Annotated in this window: 19 protein-coding genes; 8 read left to right on the forward strand and 11 right to left on the reverse strand. The window is 72.3% G+C overall.

The genetic code is table 11. From position 1 onward, the window contains the following. Positions 1-252: 252 nt before the first annotated feature. On the reverse strand, positions 253-1,233 hold the full coding sequence (locus QUY26_RS11575; RefSeq protein WP_289945680.1) for a tetratricopeptide repeat protein: 981 nt from the start codon (positions 1,231-1,233) through the stop codon (positions 253-255). A gap of 318 nt (positions 1,234-1,551) precedes the next feature. On the opposite strand from QUY26_RS11575, the gene QUY26_RS11580 reads away from it, so the two are divergent. After that, positions 1,552-2,184: a TetR/AcrR family transcriptional regulator gene (locus QUY26_RS11580; protein WP_289945682.1), complete on the forward strand. Its 633-nt coding sequence runs from the start codon at positions 1,552-1,554 to the stop codon at positions 2,182-2,184. Positions 2,185-2,233: 49 nt separating this feature from the next. On the opposite strand, the gene QUY26_RS11585 is transcribed toward QUY26_RS11580, so the two are convergent. Both QUY26_RS11585 and QUY26_RS11590 read right to left on the reverse strand, forming a co-directional pair. Further along, positions 2,234-3,244 (reverse strand): GDP-mannose 4,6-dehydratase, encoded by a 1,011-nt coding sequence (locus QUY26_RS11585; RefSeq protein ID WP_289945684.1) that lies wholly within the window; start codon positions 3,242-3,244, stop codon positions 2,234-2,236. Continuing rightward, positions 3,241-4,437, reverse strand: coding sequence for a UDP-N-acetylglucosamine--N-acetylmuramyl-(pentapeptide) pyrophosphoryl-undecaprenol N-acetylglucosamine transferase (locus QUY26_RS11590; protein WP_289945686.1), 1,197 nt, complete (start codon positions 4,435-4,437; stop codon positions 3,241-3,243). Before QUY26_RS11590 ends, QUY26_RS11585 begins: the two co-directional genes overlap by 4 nt. A 132-nt stretch (positions 4,438-4,569) precedes the next feature. Here QUY26_RS11590 and QUY26_RS11595 point away from each other — a divergent pair, with 132 nt between their 5' ends. Continuing rightward, positions 4,570-5,301: a response regulator transcription factor gene (locus QUY26_RS11595; protein ID WP_289955656.1), complete on the forward strand. Its 732-nt coding sequence runs from the start codon at positions 4,570-4,572 to the stop codon at positions 5,299-5,301. Continuing rightward, on the forward strand, positions 5,298-6,710 hold the full coding sequence (locus tag QUY26_RS11600) for a sensor histidine kinase (protein WP_289945689.1): 1,413 nt from the start codon (positions 5,298-5,300) through the stop codon (positions 6,708-6,710). The genes QUY26_RS11595 and QUY26_RS11600 overlap by 4 nt, the downstream gene beginning before the upstream one ends. A 12-nt stretch (positions 6,711-6,722) precedes the next feature. Here QUY26_RS11600 and QUY26_RS11605 read toward each other — a convergent pair whose 3' ends face one another. Both QUY26_RS11605 and QUY26_RS11610 read right to left on the reverse strand, forming a co-directional pair. Then, a complete protein-coding gene (locus tag QUY26_RS11605) occupies positions 6,723-6,932 on the reverse strand; it encodes a DUF397 domain-containing protein (protein ID WP_289945691.1) in 210 nt (69 codons plus the stop codon). Beyond that, on the reverse strand, positions 6,929-7,759 hold the full coding sequence (locus QUY26_RS11610; RefSeq protein WP_289945693.1) for a helix-turn-helix domain-containing protein: 831 nt from the start codon (positions 7,757-7,759) through the stop codon (positions 6,929-6,931). The genes QUY26_RS11605 and QUY26_RS11610 overlap by 4 nt, the downstream gene beginning before the upstream one ends. 93 nt (positions 7,760-7,852) lie before the next feature. Here QUY26_RS11610 and QUY26_RS11615 point away from each other — a divergent pair, with 93 nt between their 5' ends. Both QUY26_RS11615 and QUY26_RS11620 read left to right on the forward strand, forming a co-directional pair. Next, positions 7,853-8,074: a hypothetical protein gene (locus QUY26_RS11615; protein WP_289945695.1), complete on the forward strand. Its 222-nt coding sequence runs from the start codon at positions 7,853-7,855 to the stop codon at positions 8,072-8,074. Continuing rightward, positions 8,071-8,355: a hypothetical protein gene (locus QUY26_RS11620; RefSeq protein ID WP_289945699.1), complete on the forward strand. Its 285-nt coding sequence runs from the start codon at positions 8,071-8,073 to the stop codon at positions 8,353-8,355. The genes QUY26_RS11615 and QUY26_RS11620 overlap by 4 nt, the downstream gene beginning before the upstream one ends. Before the next feature lie 32 nt (positions 8,356-8,387). On the opposite strand, the gene QUY26_RS11625 is transcribed toward QUY26_RS11620, so the two are convergent. The 4 genes from QUY26_RS11625 to QUY26_RS11640 all read right to left on the reverse strand — a co-directional run bounded on the left by QUY26_RS11625 (position 8,388) and on the right by QUY26_RS11640 (position 12,660). Next, entirely contained in the window at positions 8,388-10,088 is a 1,701-nt protein-coding gene (locus QUY26_RS11625; protein WP_289945701.1) for an acyl-CoA mutase large subunit family protein, read from the reverse strand. An 85-nt stretch (positions 10,089-10,173) separates the two neighbouring features. Continuing rightward, entirely contained in the window at positions 10,174-10,506 is a 333-nt protein-coding gene (locus QUY26_RS11630) for a DUF3817 domain-containing protein (protein ID WP_289945703.1), read from the reverse strand. A gap of 248 nt (positions 10,507-10,754) precedes the next feature. Beyond that, positions 10,755-11,261 carry a MarR family winged helix-turn-helix transcriptional regulator gene (locus QUY26_RS11635; protein ID WP_030361258.1) on the reverse strand — a complete coding sequence of 169 codons (507 nt, stop codon included), beginning with the start codon at positions 11,259-11,261 and terminating at the stop codon, positions 10,755-10,757. A 10-nt stretch (positions 11,262-11,271) separates the two neighbouring features. Then, positions 11,272-12,660, reverse strand: coding sequence for an MFS transporter (locus QUY26_RS11640; protein ID WP_289945707.1), 1,389 nt, complete (start codon positions 12,658-12,660; stop codon positions 11,272-11,274). A gap of 91 nt (positions 12,661-12,751) precedes the next feature. Here QUY26_RS11640 and QUY26_RS11645 point away from each other — a divergent pair, with 91 nt between their 5' ends. From QUY26_RS11645 to QUY26_RS11655, 3 genes are all read left to right on the forward strand, one after another. Next, entirely contained in the window at positions 12,752-13,732 is a 981-nt protein-coding gene (locus QUY26_RS11645) for an ArsR/SmtB family transcription factor (RefSeq protein ID WP_289945709.1), read from the forward strand. A gap of 110 nt (positions 13,733-13,842) precedes the next feature. Continuing rightward, entirely contained in the window at positions 13,843-14,868 is a 1,026-nt protein-coding gene (locus QUY26_RS11650) for a glycoside hydrolase family 6 protein (RefSeq protein ID WP_289945711.1), read from the forward strand. A 107-nt stretch (positions 14,869-14,975) separates the two neighbouring features. Further along, positions 14,976-15,734 carry a 2-phosphosulfolactate phosphatase gene (locus QUY26_RS11655; protein ID WP_289945713.1) on the forward strand — a complete coding sequence of 253 codons (759 nt, stop codon included), beginning with the start codon at positions 14,976-14,978 and terminating at the stop codon, positions 15,732-15,734. A gap of 55 nt (positions 15,735-15,789) precedes the next feature. Here the strand turns inward: QUY26_RS11655 and QUY26_RS11660 are convergent, their stop codons facing one another. Together QUY26_RS11660 and QUY26_RS11665 are read right to left on the reverse strand one after the other, a co-directional pair. Continuing rightward, on the reverse strand, positions 15,790-17,769 hold the full coding sequence (locus tag QUY26_RS11660) for a kelch motif-containing protein (protein ID WP_289945714.1): 1,980 nt from the start codon (positions 17,767-17,769) through the stop codon (positions 15,790-15,792). Positions 17,770-17,773: 4 nt separating this feature from the next. Then, a complete protein-coding gene (locus tag QUY26_RS11665; RefSeq protein ID WP_289955657.1) occupies positions 17,774-19,576 on the reverse strand; it encodes a glycosyltransferase family 2 protein in 1,803 nt (600 codons plus the stop codon). Positions 19,577-19,650 lie beyond the last annotated feature (74 nt).

Below are 19,650 nucleotides of genomic sequence, written 5' to 3' on the forward strand. Positions count from 1 at the left end.
GACTTACTCCAAGTAACAGTGGCCGCGTTTGCCAAGATTCGGCAAAACGCGGCCACGGTGACACTGTCTCGGCAGGCTTTTCACTTGCGTACCACGACCCGTTACGCATAACCACAGGTCAGCGAACGGGGCGGGGCAAATCCGGCAGAACGCCGGGGTGTTGCGGGAGTGTTGCCGGGGGCGGGGGCCCGAAGGCCCCCGTCGGCCGGTCAGTCGGTGATCACCCGTCAGCCGGTGACCGCCGGTCGGTGATCAGAAGAGCACCCGGGCGAGCGCCGTGCGGGCCGCCGTCACGCGCGGGTCGTCGGCGCCGACGACCTCGAAGAGTTCGAGCAGCCGCACGCGCGCGGTCTCCCGGTCGTCACCGGCGGTGCGCCGGACCGTCTCGACCAGGCGCCCGAAGGCGTCCTCGACATGGCCGCCGACCAGGTCCAGGTCGGCCGCGGCGATCTGGGCCGCCGCGTCGGCGGGCTTCTCCGCGGCGTCCTTGCGGACCACGGCGGGGTCCAGGTCCTGCACCCGGCGCAGCAGTTCGGCCTGGGCGAGGCCGAGCTTGGCCTCGGTGTTGCCGGGGTCGTCGCTCAGCACGTTCTTGTACGCCTGGACGGCGCCGCCGAGGTCGCCCGCGTCCAGGGCCTGGACGGCCGCTTCGAGCAGGGCGTCATAGGGTCCGGCCGGGGCGGGGGCGGGCTGCGACTCGTCACCGGAGGCGTTCGGGTCGACGACGAGGCCGGTCAGGCCGAAGCGCTCCTCGCCGACCTGGATCAGCTGGTCCAGGGTCTGGCGGATCTGCGCCTCGGGGGCCGCGCCCTGGAAGAGCGGCAGGGCCTGGCCCGCCACCACCGCGAAGACCGCCGGGATGCCCTGCACCCCGAACTGCTGCATCAGCATCTGGTTCGCGTCGACGTCGATCTTCGCGAGGACGAACCGGCCGTTGTACTCCTGCGTCAGGCGCTCCAGGAGCGGGCTGAGCTGCTTGCACGGCTCGCACCACTCGGCCCAGAAGTCGATGACGACCGGCACTTCGGTGGAGCGCTGCAGGACGTCCCGTTCGAAACCCGCCTCGTCGACGTCGATGACGAGACTCGCGGGAGACACCCCGGCACCCGCGCCCGCGCCGCCCTGCCGGGCCGCTTCGGCGCGCGCCTGCTCCGCCTTCGCCTTGGCCTCCTGGGCCGCCTTCACCGCGGCGAGGTCGACGACTCCGCTCATGGACATGTTCCGTGGCTGCATGAGTACATCCTCCCCCAAGCCGCGCGGGAACCGTGCCCGTCCGTGGCCACCCGCCGGATTGCGGTGCCGCCGGTCGAACCGATTCGCCTGTTCCTTCGCCCCGCAAGGAGGACCGTGAGTCTCGCGGGGTCCCCACCCCGCCCTGTGGTTGCCGCCCGACGGGCGGTGGGACTCGCTCGCAACGGGCCGCCGCCGTACGCGGCTTTCGCTACGGCTCGTAGCGTAACTGGAGGACCCGGGAGGCGGCAGCGGGCGTAACGTGATCTGCCTCACTCGGCACTGGCCACGCTGTTCATACTGGCCGGTATGGTCGCGGGCATGCAGAGCCGCAACACACCGCCGACGCGCCCCGGAGGTCGCCCCCGCAGCACCGAGGCGGACACCGCCATCCTCGAAGCGACCAGACAGGCCCTGGTCGACCTCGGCTGGACCAAGCTGACCCTGGGCGACGTGGCGACCCGGGCGGGGGTCGCCAAGACCACCCTCTACCGGCGCTGGGCGGGCAAGAGCGAGCTGGTCGTGGACGCGGTGGCCGAGCTCTTCGACGAGCTGGAGCTGCCCGACCGGGGCAGCCTCGCGGCCGACATCGAGGGCGTGGTGCTCCAGTTCGCCGCGCTGCTCGGGCGCCCCGAGACCAGGACGGCCCTGATGGCGGTGGTCGCCGAGTCCACGACGGACGGCCCGCTGCGCGAGCGGATCCGCACGTCCATCGTGGAGCGGCAGAAACGCCTGGTCCTGGAGGGCCGCGAGCGCGCCCAGGCCCGCGGCGAACTTCCCGTGGAGTCCGACCCCGAGACGGCGGGCCGCACCGCGGACCTCATCTTCGACGTGACGGCGGGCGCGGTGGTGCACCGGGCGCTGGTCAGCGCGGAACCGGTGGACGTGGAGTGGGCCCACCGGTTCACGACGCTGCTGTTGGGGGGCTTGGCGGCGACAACGACAGCCCCTTGAGGGGCGCGGGGAACTGCGCGGCCAGCCCCCACCGGCCCGCGGCGAAGAATCAAACCTGGTATCGGTCAGCCGCGAACAGGTGGAGGTTCTCGGCGACCCACGCAGAGGTCAGCTTCAGCCCCTCCCGCAGGGAGACTTCGGGCACCCACCCCGAAAGCTCTCGCGCCCGCGAGTTGTCGGAGAGCAACCTCTCCACCTCACTCCCAGCAGGCCGCATCCGGGCGGGATCGGCGACGACGACGGCGTCCCGCCCACTCGCGGCGATGAGCTCCTGGGCCAGGTCCCCGATGGATATCTCCCGGCCCACGCCGAGGTTGACCACCTGGCCCAGGGTCCGCTCGGCCTCGGCCATCGCGAGGAAGCCGCGCGCCGTGTCCGTGACATAGGTGAAGTCACGGGTCGGCGAGAGCGAGCCCAGCTTGATCTCCCGTGCCCCGGAGTGCAGTTGGGCCAGGATCGTGGGGATCACCGCGCGCGCCGACTGGCGCGGCCCGTACGTGTTGAAGGGCCGCACGACCGTGACGGGCAGCTCGAAGGCGTGCCAGTGGGACAGCGCGGTCATGTCGGCGCCGATCTTCGACGCGGAGTACGGCGACTGCGGCTGGAGGGGGTGGCTCTCGCTGATCGGAACGGTCAGCGCGGTCCCGTACACCTCGCTGGTGGAGGTGTGGACGAGCCGGCGCACGGACGTCCTGCGGCAGGCCTCGGCGATGTTCTCCGTACCGACGACGTTGGTCTGCACGTACGCGCCGGGTGAGTCGTAGGAGTACGGGATCCCGATGAGCGCGGCGAGGTGGAAGACGGTGTCGCAGCCGTCGACGGCGTCCATGACGCGCCCGGCGTCGCGCACGTCACCGGCGATCAACTCGACGCGCGGGTCCCCGGCGAGGTGCGCGAGGTGCCCCTTGTCGCCGTACGGCTTGTAGTGCGCGAAGGCGCGGACCCTAGCGCCGCGTTCGAGGAGCAGATCGACGAGCGTGGAGCCGATGAAGCCCTCGGCACCGGTGACGAGGACGGTGCGGTCGTGCCAGGAGAAGGGGGCAAGGGCGAGGGCGTTCATGCGGCGTACTCCAGGTGATCGGTGTGGTGGGTGAGGCGCAGAACCCGCTCAGCGAGCAGGTCGGCGGCGCGGGCGTGCGGCCCGGGGTCCGCGGCGCCGCTCATCGCGGCGAGCCGCGCGGGCTCGGCGAGCAGCGGTTCGAGGAGCGCGGCGAGCCGGTCGGCGGTGGTCTCGGCGTCGGGCAGGAGCAGCCCGGCGCCCGCGTCGGAGAGGACTCGCGCGTTGTGGGTCTGGTGGTCGCCGGGGGCGTGCGGGTAGGGCACGAGGACGGCGGGCACGCCGGTCGCGGCGAGTTCGGCGACGGTGGCGGAGCCCGCGCGGCAGACGACGAGGTCGGCGGCGGCGTAGGCGAGGTCCATCCGGTCCAGGTAGGGCACGGCGTGGGCGACGGCGTCGCCGCCGTCCTGCGCGAGCCGCCGCCGTGTCTCGTCGAGGGCCGCGGGACCGGTCTTGACCAGCAGGGATACGTCGCCGCGCCACCGCCAGCGCGCGGCGAGCCCGAGGGCCGCCTCAGTGAGCCGGGCGGCGCCGAGGCTGCCGCCGTTGAAGAGCAGGAGGCGCGCCCCTTCCGGCACGCCGAGGGTGCGCCGGGCCTCGGCGCGCAGCGCGTCCCGGTCGAGGGCGGCGAGCGCGGCGGCGATGGGCATGCCGGTGGTGGTGGCGCGGTCGCCGCCGGGCAGATGGGCGCGGCTGCGGTCGAAGGCGACGGCGATGTGCGGGGTGAGGCGGGCGGCGAAGCGGTTGGCACGGCCGGGCACCGCGTTGGACTCGTGGATGAGGCTGGGCAGGCCTGCCATGCGGGCGCCGACGATGACGGGGGCGCTCGGGTAGCCGCCCATGCCGACGGCGACCTGCGCGCCCTGCTCGCGCAGGATGGCCCGGCACTGGGCGCCGGACTTCACCAGGGCGGCGGGCAGCAGATAGCGGCGGGCGCCGAGGGACGGGTCGAAGGGGATCATGTCGACGGTGTGCAGCCGGTACCCGGCCTCGGGGATGAGCCGGGTCTCCAGGCCGCGCTCGGTGCCCACGAAGGAGATCACCGCGTCCGGCACGGCCCGGCGCAGGGCGTCGGCGAGGGCGAGGCCCGGATAGATGTGGCCGCCGGTGCCGCCCGCGCCGATCACGACGGACAGCGGCCTGTACGTGTGGGTCGCCGCGGCGCGGGCCGTGGCGGAGGTGACGGGAGTTCTCATGACGCCGGAGCTTCGCGACCCGTCCTAAGAGGGTTTTAAGAGCTGGGTTTGGCACCTTTGGTGCATGAGTTCGTTCCTGTGCCGCACGAGGTGCGGTTGCCCCGGGACCCGGCCCGCCACGGGCGCCGCCGCATGACGCCGCCGCCCGCGCACGCCGCGCACGCCTCTAAGGTCCTCGTCGTCGACGACGACCCCGAGGTGCGCGCCGCCGTCGAGGACGCCCTGAGCGTCGAGGGCCATCTGGTGCGCGGTGCCGCCGACGGCCACCGCGCGCTGACCGCGGTGGCCAGGTGGGAGCCGGACCTCCTGGTCCTGGACGTGAAGATGCCCGTGCTCGACGGCCTTGCCGTGTGCCGCAGGCTGCGCGCGGCGGGCGACCGCACCCCGGTGCTCGTCCTGACGGCCCTGGACTCGGTGAGCGACCGCGTCGACGGCCTGGACGCCGGCGCCGACGACTACCTGGTCAAGCCGTTCGCCCTGGACGAGCTGGTGGCGCGGGTCCGGGCGCTCCTGCGCCGCGCCGCCCCGGACCCGACGGGCCCCGGCGGCCCGGAGGCCGACGGCGACGCCCTGTCGTACGGCGATCTGACGCTCGACACCCGGACCCGCACCGGCGAGCGCGCCGGGCGCCGCATCGAGTTCAGCCGCACCGAGTCCACGCTCCTGGAACTGCTGCTCCGGAACTCCGGGCAGGTCCTGCCGCGCGAGCTGATCCACGAGGCCGTGTGGGGCCGGGACTTCGGGCCCGACTCCAACTCCCTCGCGGTGTACGTCGGCTATCTGCGCCGCAAACTGGAAGCCGGGGGCGAGGCGCGGCTCGTGCACACCGTGCACGGCGTGGGCTACCGGCTCGGTTCGCCGTGAGCGCCCCCGGAGGCGGCCGTAGCCGCGCCCTGGGCGCCCGCTGGCGGCGCCGCCGTCCGCTGCGCACCCGCCTCGCGGTGGCGGCGTCCGCCGCGGTGGCGCTGGTCGCGATCTGCGTCTGCACGGCGTCGTTCTTCGTGCTCCGCTACAAGCTCTACCAACAGCTGGACCAGAACCTGGCCCAGTCCGCGACCCTGGCCGCACAGCAGCACCGCTCCGAGGAGCAGGGTTACGGCGTGCTCGCGGGCGAGTGCCGCTTCCTGGGCGCTCCGGCCTGCGCGCAGGTGGTCCCGGCCGCCTCGGCCGACGACCCGAAGAAGCCGTACCTGCTGCCCGTGGACCGCTCGACACGGCAGGTCGCGGCGGGTGAACTCGCCTCGTACTACTCGAACTTCACCCTCCCCAACGGCAAACCGGGGCGCATGCTCACCACCGCCCACGGCAAGGGTGCGGCCGTCCAGGTGGCGCTGCGCGCCGACATCGCCGAGCGCGGGGTGCGGCAGACCGCCGCGATCCTTTCGGTGGTGGGCGGCGCGGGCGTGCTCCTGTCCGCGCTCGGCGGCTATTGGGTGTCCCGCACCGGCCTCGCGCCCGTCGCGCGGCTGACCGCGACGGCGGAGCGCATCGCGTCGACCCGGGACGCCCGGCACCGCATCGAGCTGCCGCCCGGGCCGCCCGACGGGCGCGGTGAGGACGAGGTGACGCGGCTCGCCAAGGCCTTCAACACCATGCTCGGCGAGCTGGAGGACTCGGTCGCGGCGCGCCGACGGCTCGTCGCCGACGCCTCGCACGAACTGCGTACGCCGCTGACGTCGTTGCGTACGAACGCGGAACTCCTCGCCCGCGCCGATCGCCTGACGGCGGAGCAGCGGGACCGGGCGTCGACCGCGCTCGGCCGACAGCTGCGCGAGGTCACCGGCATGGTCAACGACCTGATCGAGCTGGCCCGCGACGAGGAGCCGCAGCCGCTCCTGGAGGAGGTGCGCCTCGCCCCGCTGGTCGAGCACGTCGTGAACGCGGCGCGTGAGCACTGGCCCGCGATCGTCTTCACCTGCGACGTCACTCCCGGCGCGGCCGCCCTCACGCTGCCCGGAGTGCCGTCCCGGCTCTCCCGCCTGGTCACCAACCTCCTGGACAACGCGGCGAAGTTCAGCCCGGCCGGGGCGGCCGTCGAGGTCTCCCTGACCACGATCGGCCTGACCGTCCGCGACCACGGCCCCGGCATCGCCCCGGAGGACCTGCCGCACGTCTTCGACCGCTTCTACCGCGCGGAACGGGCCCGCGCCCTGCCCGGCTCCGGCCTCGGCCTGGCCATGGCCCGCCAGATCGCACGGGCCCACGGCGCGGAACTGACGGCGGAACACGCGCCCGGCGGGGGCGCGCTGTTCCGTCTTACGTGGCCCGCGTAGGGGTGCCGACGGTCAGACGGCGCCGAAGTCGCCGGCCTTCACGCCGCCCACGAAGTCGGCGAACGCGCGGGTGGCGACGGCCAGGACGGGGCCGGTCGGGCGCTTGGAGTCGCGGATGGGGACTGTGCCGTGTGCGGCGACGAGGTTGGCGGCGATCTCTATGCAGGCGCCGCCGTTGTTGCTGTAGGAGGACTTGAACCAGAGGGGGGATTCAGTCGTCACGAGATGCCCTTTCGTAACTGGTCGAGCATGGCCACGGATGCCGCCTGAGAAGGGGCTTCGGCCTGTAGCTGATGGTAGGACCTCAACAGGGGTAGAACGAATGTGCTGTCCCGTTCCAGATGGCCTCGTTGGGCAGATTCCGCGTACGACACCAGCGAGCGGTCCGGCAGCGTCAGGAGGTACACCGGCAAGTCGAACGGCCGCCGGGCCCCCATATCGAACGGCACCACCTGCAAGACGGTGTTCGGCATCTCGGCGAACTCAAGAAGCCGGGTGAACTGGGCCCGCATGACGGCGGGTTCACCGATGGGCCGACGGATGCAGCTCTCGTCCAGCATGGCGAAGATCAGCGGTGGCGGGGTCCGGACGAGCGCGGTCTGCCGCTCCGCCACGAGGTTGATCCGCTCCTCCGCCTGCTCGTCCGTGATCGCCCCGCGCTTCACCGCGCCCTGCGCGAGCACCGTCGCGTACTCCGGTGTCTGAAGCAGCCCTGGCATGACGCCCACTTCATAGAGGCGGATCTCCGCGGCCTCCGCCTCGTGGTCCACGAATTGCGGAAACCCTTCCAGCAGGCCCGCGTTCCGCACCACGCGCCAGGCGCGTTCGAACGTGTCTCCGGCGCCGAAGGCCACGTCCGCTCGGCGGGCGAGGCGCAAGGTTGGCATCTTTCGTCCAGTTTCGATGGACGAGAGGTGCGTACTCGAATACCCCATGCGTTCGGCAAGCTCGTCCTGGGTCCAGCCGCGCTCCTCGCGCCAACTGCGCACACGCGCCCCGAAGGCGGCTTTCGGCGAACTGTCCGGGTCCAACTCCTTGCGGTTGACCAACCTTTCCTCCCCAACGTCCACGTTGAATGGTTCCCCCACCCTAGGTCACGATGATGTCCCTTGGTAGTGGAACCGCTACGGAGAGGTACGGTCATGCGCGACGCCCCACCCCCCGGCACCCTGGTACGAGACGTGTCCCGCGATCTGATCGGCGAGTTCCGGGGGGAGTGGTGCGGGCTCTGGTCCCTGCGGCCGGTAACGGGCGGGCGGGAGTGGACCGTTGCGCCCGAGGACGTCGAACCGGCCACGCCCGCGCAGGAGTTGCGGGCCGGGACGGCGCGGGCGAACGCGCGCAGCCGGGGTGAGCTGCTGTGACGGCCCGCCACCCCAACGCCGCCCCCAAGAGCCGGGCGCGCCGTACGGCGGCATTCGACGCACCGGCGGGAATCCGCCCCGGCGCGGTGGTCTTCGACCGGACGTACGACATGCCCGGCACCGTGCGGGAGGTCGACGGCGCGTTCGTCGTCCTGGACCGCCCCACAGGCATGACCTGGCGGGCCCACTACCGCCACCTGCGCCGGGCCACGGCCTGGGAACACCGCCAGCTACCGGCCCTGGCCCGGCTGCACGCGCAACGCCTGCGCGGCGTCGGCTGACGGCCGGGGCCGGGGCCGGGGCCGGGGGAAGGCTAGAACCCGGGCGGCTCCACGTACACGCCCCACTCGTCGCGCAGCGCCCCACAGATCTCCCCGAGGGTGGCCTCGGCCCGGACGGCGTCCAGCATCGGGGCGATCATGTTGGACCCGTCGCGCGCGGCGGCGAGCATCGCGTCGAGCGAGGCCCGCACCCGGGCGTCGTCGCGCCGGTCCTTGCGGTCGGCGAGGACGCGCACCTGCTCGCGCTCCACCTCATGGCTGACGCGCAGGATCTCCAGGTCACCGGTAACGGAGCCGTGGTGGGCGTTGACGCCGACGACCCGCTTGTCGCCCTTCTCCAGGGACCGCTGGTACTGGAAGGCGGACTCGGCGATCTCGCCGGTGAACCAGCCGTCCTCGATGCCGCGCAGGATGCCGGAGGTGACGGGCCCGATGGGGTGCTGTCCGTCGGGGTGCGCCCGCCGCCCCCGCTCCTTGATCTGCTCGAAGATCTTCTCGGCGTCGGCCTCGATGCGGTCGGTGAGCTGCTCGACGTACCAGGAACCGCCGAGCGGGTCGGCGACGTTGGCGACGCCGGTCTCCTCCATGAGGACCTGCTGGGTGCGCAGCGCGATCTCGGCGGCTTGCTCGCTGGGCAGGGCGAGGGTCTCGTCGAGGGCGTTGGTGTGCAGGGAGTTGGTGCCGCCGAGGACGGCGGCGAGGGCCTCCACGGCGGTGCGGACGACGTTGTTGTACGGCTGCTGGGCGGTCAGCGAGACACCGGCGGTCTGGGTGTGGAAGCGCAGCCACTGCGCCTTGTCGGACTCCGCGCCGTACACGTCCTTCATCCAGCGGGCCCAGATCCGGCGGGCGGCTCGGAACTTGGCGATCTCCTCGAAGAAGTCGACGTGGGCGTCGAAGAAGAAGGAGAGGCCGGGGGCGAAGACGTCGACGTCGAGGCCGCGGCTGAGGCCCAGCTCCACGTAGCCGAAGCCGTCCGCGAGGGTGTACGCCAGCTCCTGCGCGGCCGTCGCCCCGGCCTCGCGGATGTGGTACCCGGAGACGGAGAGCGGCTTGTAGGCGGGGATGTCGCGGGCGCAGTGCTCCATCAGGTCGCCGATGAGGCGCAGGTGGGGCTCGGGCTCGAAGAGCCACTCCTTCTGCGCGATGTACTCCTTGAAGATGTCGGTCTGGAGCGTGCCGTTGAGCACGCCCGGGTCGACGCCCTGCCGCTCGGCGGCGACGAGGTACATGCAGAAGACGGGGACGGCGGGGCCGCTGATCGTCATCGACGTCGTGACGTCGCCGAGCGGGATGTCCTTGAACAGGACCTCCATGTCGGCGGCGGAGTCGATGGCGACGCCGCAGTGGCCGACCTCGCCGAGGGCGCGCGGGTCGTCGGAGTCACGGCCCATGAGCGTCGGCATGTCGAAGGCGACGCTCAGGCCGCCACCGCCGGCGGCGAGGATCATCTTGTACCGCTCGTTCGTCTGCTCGGCGTTGCCGAAGCCCGCGAACTGGCGGATCGTCCACGTACGCCCCCGGTATCCCGTGGGGTACAGGCCGCGCGTGAACGGATACTCGCCGGGCCATCCGATGCGCTCGAAGCCCTCGTAGGTGTCCCCGGGCCGGGGCCCGTAGGCAGGCTCGACCGGGTCACCGGAGAGCGTCGTGAAATCGGCGTCGCGCTTCTTCGCGGCGTCGTACCGGGCCTGCCAGCGGCGGCGGCCCTCTTCGATGGCGTCAGCGTCCATGCCGCCCAATTTACTTGGACGTCCTAGTAAATGTCGATGGCCAACCGCCACGGACACGCCGTGGCGGGGGTGCGGCGCGGGTCCCTCAGGCCTTGGCGAGCGGGGTCGCGGGCTCCGTGAGCAGCGGCTCGACCTCGCGGACGACCTTGCGCTCGACGAAGAAGGCGGCCGTGGGAATGGTGCCGGACACAAGGACCCAGAGCAGCTTGCCGAACGGCCACTTCGCCTTGGAGCCGAGGTCGAAGGCGAAGACCAGGTAGATGATGAAGAGGACGCCGTGGATCTGGGAGACCGCGAGCGTCAGGCCCTCGCCCTTGTCGAAGCCGTACTTGACCACCATGCAGACGCACAGGATCAACAACATGACGGCGGTGACGTAGGCCATTACCCGATAGCGGGTCAGCACGCTGCGTTTCATGGCTACGAGCGTAGCCCGCTCCCCCACGCGATCTTCAGCTGCCCCTTTTCTCCCGCCCACCCGCCCCGAATCGCGCTGGCGCGCTCGTCCTCAATCGCCGGACGGGCTCAATATTTCCCCCGGCACGCTCAGCGATGTCCCCCTCGGGAACGATCAAGCCCGCAGCGGCCGAAATCCAGCCCGTCCGGCGTTTGAGGACGAGGCCCGAAGGGCTGATGAAGCGGGGAAAGGGGCGCAGCCCCATCTACCTAGCCGTCGAAGTCCTGCGCAGCAACCCGCAGGGGCCGCAACATCGCGAAAATGTCCCCGCACTCCTCCGCGTCGTAGACGCCGAGCCCGAAATCCATCGCCATCAGCTCCCGCGTCGCCTCCTCGACGACCTCGCGCCCCTTCTCCGTGATGGAGGCGAGCGTGCCGCGCCCGTCGTTCGGGTTCGGCCGCTTGTCCACGAGCCCGGACCGGACGAGCCGGTCCACGGTGTTCGTGACGGACGTCGGGTGCACCATGAGCCGCTCGCCGATCTTGGACATCGGCAGCTCACCCGCCTTGGAGAAGGACAACAGCACCAGTGCCTCGTAGCGCGCGAAGGTCAGTCCGTACGGCTTGACGACCGCGTCGACCTCGGCGAGCAGGATCTGGTGCGCGCGCATGATCGAGGTGATGGCGCCCATCGCGGGCACGGAACCCCAGCGCTGCTTCCAGAGTTCGTCGGCACGGGCGATGGGATCGAAGGGGAGACTGAGCGGCTTCGGCACAGCGTCGACCTTAGCCGCCGGTCACATACCGGTCAGCCCCAGTCTCAGGATTCGGCAGCGCGCTCGCCCCCGGCCGTCCTGTCGACCGGACCTCGCGCACCAGGAGCAGACAGCACACCGTGCCGAGCGCACCGGCGCCCGCGACCACCGTGCTGACGGCGAAGAACTCGGCGGCGAGCCCGGCGAGCGCCATGCCGACACCCTGGAGGGTCATCAGGCCCGCCGTGTGCACGGTCATGGCGCGGCCGCGCAGCTCCGGCGGCACGGCGTCCACGAACCAGCGGTCGAGCCCGAGGGTGTACGCCGATCCCGCTCCGGCGAGCACGAGCGCGGGCAGCGCCCAGGCCAGGCCGGGGGCGAAGACGTACGCGAGCAGGGGGAGCAGGGTCGTCGCGGCCAGCGGGAGCACGATGCGGGAGCGGGTGGCGGGGGTGAGCGCGGAGCCCGCGTACACCTCGGCCGCGATGGTGCCGACGGGCATCGCGCACATCAGCAGGCCGACCCCGGCGGTGCCGACGCCGATCTGCTCCGCGTACGGGGCGGCGAGGGCCTCCGGGGCGACGACGAACATCGGGGGCGCCCAGAGCAGGAGCAGCAGCGCGCGCATCCGCCGGTGCCCGAGGACCTCACGGGCACCCGCGAGCGAGTACCGCAGGAGCGCGGTCTCCCCCTCCCCCGCTCCCCCGCTCCCCCGCTCGCCGCCCCGCGCGGGCCGCCGCTTCGTACCGGCCCGAAGCAGCAGCGCCGACGCGAGGAACGTCACCAGCGTGATGACGAGCGCCCCGCGCGGGGAGACGACGGTGAGCAGCACGCCCCCGAGCCCGAAGCCGACGAGGACGGCGCTCTGCGACACCATCCGCAGCAGCGAACGCCCGAGCACGAACAGGTCGCCGTCGCCGAGGACGTCGGTGAGCGTGGCCATCCGGGTGCCGTTGAACACCGGCGAGACGGCGGCGATGAGGCAGCGCAGCGCCAGCAGTCCGGCGACCGGTGTCACGGGCAGCGCCATCAGCGCGGCGCATCCGGCGCACACGAGGTCGCAGCCGACGAGGACCCGGCGCGGCGGATACCGGTCGGCGACCCCGGCGAACAGCGTCCCGCCGACGAGGTACGGCAGCATCCCCAGCGCGAACGCCAGCGCGCTGAGCAACGGCGACCCGGTGAGGTCGTACACGAGCACCGTCAGCGCGATCTCGCTGACGACGACCCCGAGCAGCGACAGCGCGTGCGCGACGAACACGGCCCGGAACTCGGCGACGGCGAAGACCCGCCCGTACCCGTCCCTCGGCCCCCTCTCGTCCGAGCCCGCGAGCCGCTCCGCCCCCGGGGTCCCGTCACCCCCGTCGCCCCCGGCCGTCGTGTCCGCACCCGCCGCCCCGGCCCCGTGTCCGTCTGTCATGCGCCCACCCTGGCGGCGCCCGGCACCGGTCCCTAAAGTTTCGGCTCCAGCCGAATCACCGGCACCGGCAGTGGCGGAGGGAGAACAGGACGTGCCCTTTCAGCTGCGGTTCGGGGAGGACGACCTGCTGCGGTGCCGGTTCGCCGTGTCGCCCTTGTGGGAGACGCAGGAGGCGGTGCGGACGCTGAAGCGGCGCGAGCGGCACGCGTACCACCCGGGGTGGCTGCGCCGGATCGGGGAGGCGGGAGCCGGGCTCGACCTGGAGGCCGTGTGGCTGCTCATGCCGTCGCGCGGGCACAGCCCGGACTTCCTCGGGCCGCCGCCGCTCGGCCCCGCGGCGGGGTTCGACGAGGAGATCGCGGCGGTGCGGGCGGCCGACCCGGAGGCAGCGCGGGACGACATGGCGAAGGCCCTCGCGGAGACGCCGGGGGCGGCGGCGAGCCCGCTCGGCCGGCATCTGCTCGACGATCCGGCGCGCGCGGTGCGGGAGCTCGCGGACGCCTTGGAGGGAGCCTGGCACGCGCTGGTCGAGCCGTACTGGCCCCGGCTGCGCGCCCTGCTCGAAGCCGACGTGGCGTACCACTCCCGGCGCCTCGCCGAGGTCGGCCTCGGCGCCCTGCTGCCCGAGCTGGACCGCCGCCTCGCCTGGGACTCCGGGACGCTGACGGCGCAGTGGCGCGGGCGGCACGTGCGGGACCTGGACGGGCGCGGCCTGGTCCTGATGCCCAGCGTCTTCAGCTGGCCGGACGTGATCAGCGGCTACGACCCGCCCTGGCAGCCGACGCTGGTCTACCCGGCCCGTGGCCTCGCCGGACTGTGGAGCGCCCCCGCCGACCACGCCCCGGACGCCCTCGTCGGCCTCCTCGGCCGCAACCGCGCCGCCGTCCTCACCGCCCTCGCCGAGCCCGCGAGCACCTCGGCCCTCGCCCACCGCCTGGCGCTTGCCCCGTCGTCGGTCTCGGCGCACCTGAAGGCGCTGCGGGACGCGGGCCTGCTGACCTCGCGCCGGTACGGGCACCAGGTCCTGTACGAGCGGACCCCGCTCGGGATCGCGCTCGCGGCGGGCGGCTGAGGGGGCTCGTACACGCGGTGTCGTACACGGGGGCGAATGATCCCTTATGTCACGATTGCCGCACGACTCGCCTGCCCGTCACCGTCGACACCGTCGCTCAAGGGGTCTGGATGCACCGGCTGCTCCGTACGTTCACGGCATTCACGGCCGTCGCGGCCCTAGGGCTCGCGGCGGGGTGCTCGTCCGGGTCAGGGCCGGGCGGGGAGAAGAAGGACGCGGGGACGGCCGCCGTCCGGCCGGAGGCGGCGCGGTCGGCACAGCACCGGTTCTGGGTCGACCCGCAGAGCGCGGCGGCGCGGCAGGTCAGGGAGTGGCGCCAGGAGGGCCGCACTCAGGACGCCGAGGCGCTGCGCCGGATCGCCGAGCAGCCGATGGCGGTGTGGCCGGCCGGGGACGACCCGGCGCCGGACATCGCGAAGGCCACCGAGGGCGCGGCGGCGGAGGGCCGCACGGCGGTCCTCGTCGCGTACAACATCCCGCACCGCGACTGCGGCCAGCACTCGGCGGGCGGCGCCCAGGACGCCGCGTACTACCGCCAGTGGCTCGGCGCGTTCGCCGACGCCATCGGGCGGAGCAAGGCCCTGGTGGTCCTGGAGCCGGACGCCATCCCCCACATCGTGGACGGCTGCACGCCCGCCCAGTACCACGAGGAGCGCTACCAGCTCCTGTCGGAGGCGATCCAGCGCCTCAAGCGGCAGCCGAACGTCAAGGTCTACCTGGACGCGGGCAACCCGGGCTGGATCGACGACGCCCGCAAGCTCACCCTGCCGCTGAAGCGGGCGGGCATCGACCGGGCCGACGGCTTCTCGCTGAACGTCTCCAACTTCCAGAGCGACCGGACGACCAGAACCTACGGCCGCGCCCTTTCCGCCACGGTCGGCGGCAAGCACTTCGTGATGGACACCAGCCGCAACGGCAAGGGCCCCCTCGCCGGGGACCGCCAGGACGCCTGGTGCAACCCGCCGGGCCGCGGCCTCGGCACCCCGCCCACCGACCGCACCGGCGACCCGCTCCTCGACGCCTACCTGTGGATCAAGCGGCCCGGCGACTCCGACGGCCCCTGCCGCGGCGGCCCCGCCGCGGGGCAGTGGTGGCCCGACTACGCGCTCGGGCTGGTGCGCAACGCGAAGGCGTAGCCGATCTGTTGATCGAGTGGACGGCCTGTGGAGGTCAACTCACTGACGGGGAAAGGCCCTTGACCAAGCTGGCCAAAGGCCGAGGCCGCCTGGCAGCCTGAGGGCGCATGGGGCGCGAAGACTTCTCGCAGGCGGGCTACGGCGTACGGTTCGAGTGGGGCACGGCCGGAGCGAAACGCCTCGCGCCCGCCGTCTCCACTCTGGTGATCGTCGACGTCCTCTCGTTCACCACGTCGGTGTCGGTCGCCGTGGAGTCCGGCTCCCGGGTCTTCCCGTACCCCTGGCGCGACGAGAGCGCGACGGCGTTCGCCCGCCAGATGGACGCCCGGCTCGCGGTGGGGCGCAGGGCCGTCACGGCGGCCAGCCCCTGGTCGCTGTCCCCGGCCGCCCTGCGGCGCGCCCCGCTCGCCCCGCGCCTGGTCCTGCCCTCGCCGAACGGCTCGGCCATCGCCGCGTCGGCGGGCGGTGCGGAGATCGCCGCCGGGTCGCTGCGCAACGCGACCGCCGTGGGCCGGTGGCTCGCGGACCGGGGCCACGGCACCCCCGAGCACCCCGTCGGCGTGATCGCCTCGGGCGAGCGCTGGCCCGACGGCACGCTGCGGCCCGCCCTGGAGGACCTGCTCGGCGCCGGGGCCGTGATCACCGCGCTGCGGGACCGCGGCGGCACGGCGCTCTCGCCGGAGGCCGCGTCGGCGGCTTCGGCCTTCGTCGCGGCGGTGGACGTGGGGGACGCGGTCGCGTCCTGCTCCTCGGGCCGGGAGCTGGCCGACGGCGGCTTCGCGGAGGACGTGGCCGTCGCGACGGAGCTGGACGCGAGCGCGGTGGTGCCGGTGCTCACGCACGGGGCGTTCGTGGCGGCCGAGTGAGGGGCGGGGCCGGGTGCGGGACGCCCCGGCCCCGCCCCTCACCTCGCGGGGGCCGCTACTTCACGTGCACCCACTTCGCCTCCGAGGAGGCCCCCGCCGCGTCCGTCACGAACAGCATGTACCAGCCGGGCGGCACCAGGGCCGCGTCCTCGCGGGGCACGTCCACCGTCACCGAGCCCGGCCCCTTGGTCAGCCCGAGCGCGATCGAGCGCTGCTCCACGTCGGTGGTGTGCGTGACGGCGCTCGGCCGCATGAGCCGGGCCGAGACCAGCTTCTCCGGGTGCGCGGTGCGGAAGGTCGCACGGCCGTCGGCGGGCAGCACGCCGGGGCCCGCGCCGAGCACGGGCCGGTTCTTGCCGGACTTGTGCAGGGCCGGCGGCGTGAAGATCTCCATGCGCTGCTCGAAGTGGCCGAGCTTGGTGTTCTGCTCGTCGTCGAAGAGCGGGTCGGAGCCGAAGGTGGCGACCCGCCCGTCGGGCAGGAGCAGCGCCTCGGAGTGGTAGTTGCGGCCGACCTCGGGGTCGGCGGCGGGGCGGAAGGCGCCCCGGCCCCCGTTGCCCTTGGGGTCGTAGAACTGGGCCTTGAGGATGTTGCTCGCGCTGCGGCCGCGGTAGTCGGACGAGCCGTTGGTGGTGAACACCGAGTCGTCCGGCATCAGGACGCTGTTCAGGTAGCGCGTGCCCTGGGGCAGTTCGGGCCCGGTCCGGAAGGCGGGTTTGTCCTGCTTCAGGTCGATGACCGCGGTGCGCTTGGTGGACTTCTTGGACTCGCCGACCCCGCCGCCGCCGAGGATCATCACCTTCTGGTCCTGGGCGGGCGGGAGCAGCACGGACGCCGACGTCTCGGTCTGGTCGAGGTCGGTGAGGCCGGGCACCTTCTCGAACTTGTTGGTCTTCAGGTCCCACAGGCCGGGCGCGCGGCCCTTCTTGGCGGGCCCGTAGCCGGCGTTGGAGGCGGGGTAGAAGAGCTTGCCGCCCTTGGTGAGGAACAGCGCCGGGTAGGTGGGGAAGTACCGCTTGGGGCCGTCGGTCCACTTCTTCGTCTTCGGGTCGTAGATCTCGTTGTCGCCGGGGTCGATGACGCCGACGTCGTCGAGCCCGGACACGGCGAGCACCCGGCCGTCCTCCAGGCCGACCAGGGTGGGGTACCAGCGGGCCTTGTCCATCGGCTCCACGGGGATGTACTTCTCCGCCACCGGGTCGAACTCGTAGGCGGCCCTGATGCCCTGGAAGTCCTGCTTGTCCATGGTGAGCTTCTCGGCGATGCCGTACGTGTTGTCGGCGTCCTTGCCGGTCAGGCCCTCGATCTCGTACTGCGCGGACTTCTCCGTGACCGCCGGGGCGCCCTTGCGGACGGCCTCCACGAAGACCCGGGCCTCGCTCGCGACGACCTTCGTCTTCCAGGGCTGCATCGCGCCGGACTTGGAGTAGGTGATCTCGAAGTCCCGCTTCGCCTTGGGGACCTTCACGTCGAACCGGCTGACGTACTCGACGCCGGACGGCGAGCGGAACTTGGTGCCCTTCTTCAGGACGACGGGCTTGTCCGGGTTCTCGTTCTTCACCCGCATGCCGCCGCCCGCCCGCTCCACCTCGCCGTCGAGGAGTTCGTAGCGCGCGGTGCCGCCCGCGACCAGGAGGCGGCCGTCGGGGAGCTGGGCGTGGCCCGAGCAGAAGAAGTCCTCGGGGGTCTCGATCTTCTTGAAGGTGTTCTTCTCCGGGTCCCACAGCACGGTGTCGAAGGACCCGGCGTCGAACTTCTCCTGCTCGTTCCCGGACCCGGCGACGATCAGGACCTTCCCGGTGTGCAGGAGGGCGGCGTGGATGGCGTTGGTGCGGAACTCCTCGGGAATGCCGACCTGCTGCCACGACCCGTACTTCTTCATGTAGCCGGGCCGGGAGATCTTGTACTCGTGGTACTTCTCCTCGGCGAAGGAGACCGCGGCGGGGGCGTTGAGGCCGATGAGCACGGCGCCCGCGCCCACGCCGAAGACGATCTTCTTGGTGCGCTGGGAGAACTCGGGGGGCCGAAAGGACATGGCGTCAGTTACCTCCAGTCGTCGTGCCGGTGGCGAAGGCGGGCTCCGGCTCGCCGTCGGCGTCCGCGCCGCTGTTCTGCCGCTGCCGGGCCGTGGCGGCCTTGCGGGCCCGCTGCTCGCGCACCGCGGTGACGGACCAGACCGCGACCGGCGCCAGCGAGATGACCATGGCGAGCACCGCCCAGGTACGCATCGCGACGTGGGTGTGGTCGAGCACGAACGACGCGACGAGCGAACTGGCGAGCACCACCGCCCAGAACAGATGGATGCGGAAGGTCAGCAGCCGGTCGGGGGTGGCCCCGCTGCCCTTGGGGGTGACGACGAAGCGGCACGGGCGGCGCAGCACGGCGGCGCCGAGCGACTTGGCGTAGATGGGCGCGGACAGCGCGGACATCGCCATCCCGGCGAGCCCGCCGGAGCCCTCGGGTTCGTGCGGCGAGACGTTGTGGCGCCGGTTCCACAGGTACAGCCCGATCTGCAGGGCGGCGGCGTCGCCGTAGAGCATCAGCCACACGGAGGCGGCGACCTGGGTGCCGGAGGCCCCGAACCACAGGAACAGCACGCAGCTGAGGATGCCGAGCAGCCAGTTGACGGCCGTCATCGGGTAGTAGACGAGCATCAGCGTGTACGAGAACAGCCGCCCGGGCGGCATCGTGAACGGTGCCTTCCAGTACTGCTTGATCAGCGTCTCGTACGTGCCGCGCGACCAGCGGAGCTGCTGGGTGAAGAAGTCCGTCCAGGAGGCCGGGCCCTCGCCCACGGCGAGCACGTCCGGGGTGTACACCGAGCGCCAGTACCTGCCGGTGCCCGGGTTCTTGTGCCGGTGCAGCTCGAAGCCGGTGGCCATGTCCTCGGTGATCGAGTCGTGGAGGCCGCCGACCTGGCGCAGGGCGGCGATGCGCACGACGTTGTTGGTGCCGACGAACATGGGCGCCCGGTAGCAGTTGCCCGCCCGCTGGATCAGGGCGTGGAAGAGGAACTGCTGGGACTCGGCGGCCTTGGTGACGGGTGAGACGTAGTTCCCGTACACCTGCGGGCCCACGACGAACGCCACGTCCGGGTCGCGGAAGAACCCCATCATCCGCTCCAGGAAGTTCGGCATCGGCACGTGGTCGGTGTCCACGGAGGCGAAGAAGTCGTAGTCGCCGCCGTGCATGGCGAGCCAGGCGTTGTAGTTGCCGTGCTTGGTACGGGTCTTGTGGGGGCCCTTCGCGCGGTTCCACTCCGGGACGCCGAGGCGGGTGAAGTGGCGTACGCCCAGTTCCTCGCAGAGCGCCTTGGCCTGGTCGTCGTCGCCCTCGTCGAGCAGCCAGACGTCGAGGGGGCCGGTGTGGTGTATCCGCACGGCGCCCTCCAGCGTGGCGCGGACCATCGCGATCGGTTCCTTGCCCGGTACGTACGTCGTGAGGAAGGCGACGCGGGTGCCCTCCTCGGGCACGACCGGGACGGGGTCGCGGGCGACCATCGTGGCGTGGGCGATGGACACCACGTTGACCAGCATGAACAGCTCGATCAGGCCGATCGCGACGAGCATCGTCACATCCAGGCCGACCAGCCAGCGGTCGCCGCCCTCACGTTCCGTCCAGTGGGTGGGCCAGACGAGGTACACGAGCAGGGCGCCGGTCAGGAGGGGGGCCAGCGTCATCAGCAGGAGGGCGCGTATTCGGTGGGGCTCGCGGGCGAGGAGCGGCCGGTACTGCACCCGGTAGTCGGCGTGGCCGGTGCCGGTGTCCGTGCCGCCCTCCGGCTCGGTGAGCGGCCCGGCGAGCCGGCTGTGGGTGTCGTAGTCGTAGCCCTCCGGCCGCACAGTGCCCTCCAGGTGATCGAACAAGCCGATACCCTCACAAAAGTGGAGATTCCTTGGCGTGTCGAACCGGACGC

Source organism: Streptomyces flavofungini (assembly GCF_030388665.1).
In the GTDB taxonomy this organism is placed as follows: domain Bacteria; phylum Actinomycetota; class Actinomycetes; order Streptomycetales; family Streptomycetaceae; genus Streptomyces; species Streptomyces flavofungini_A.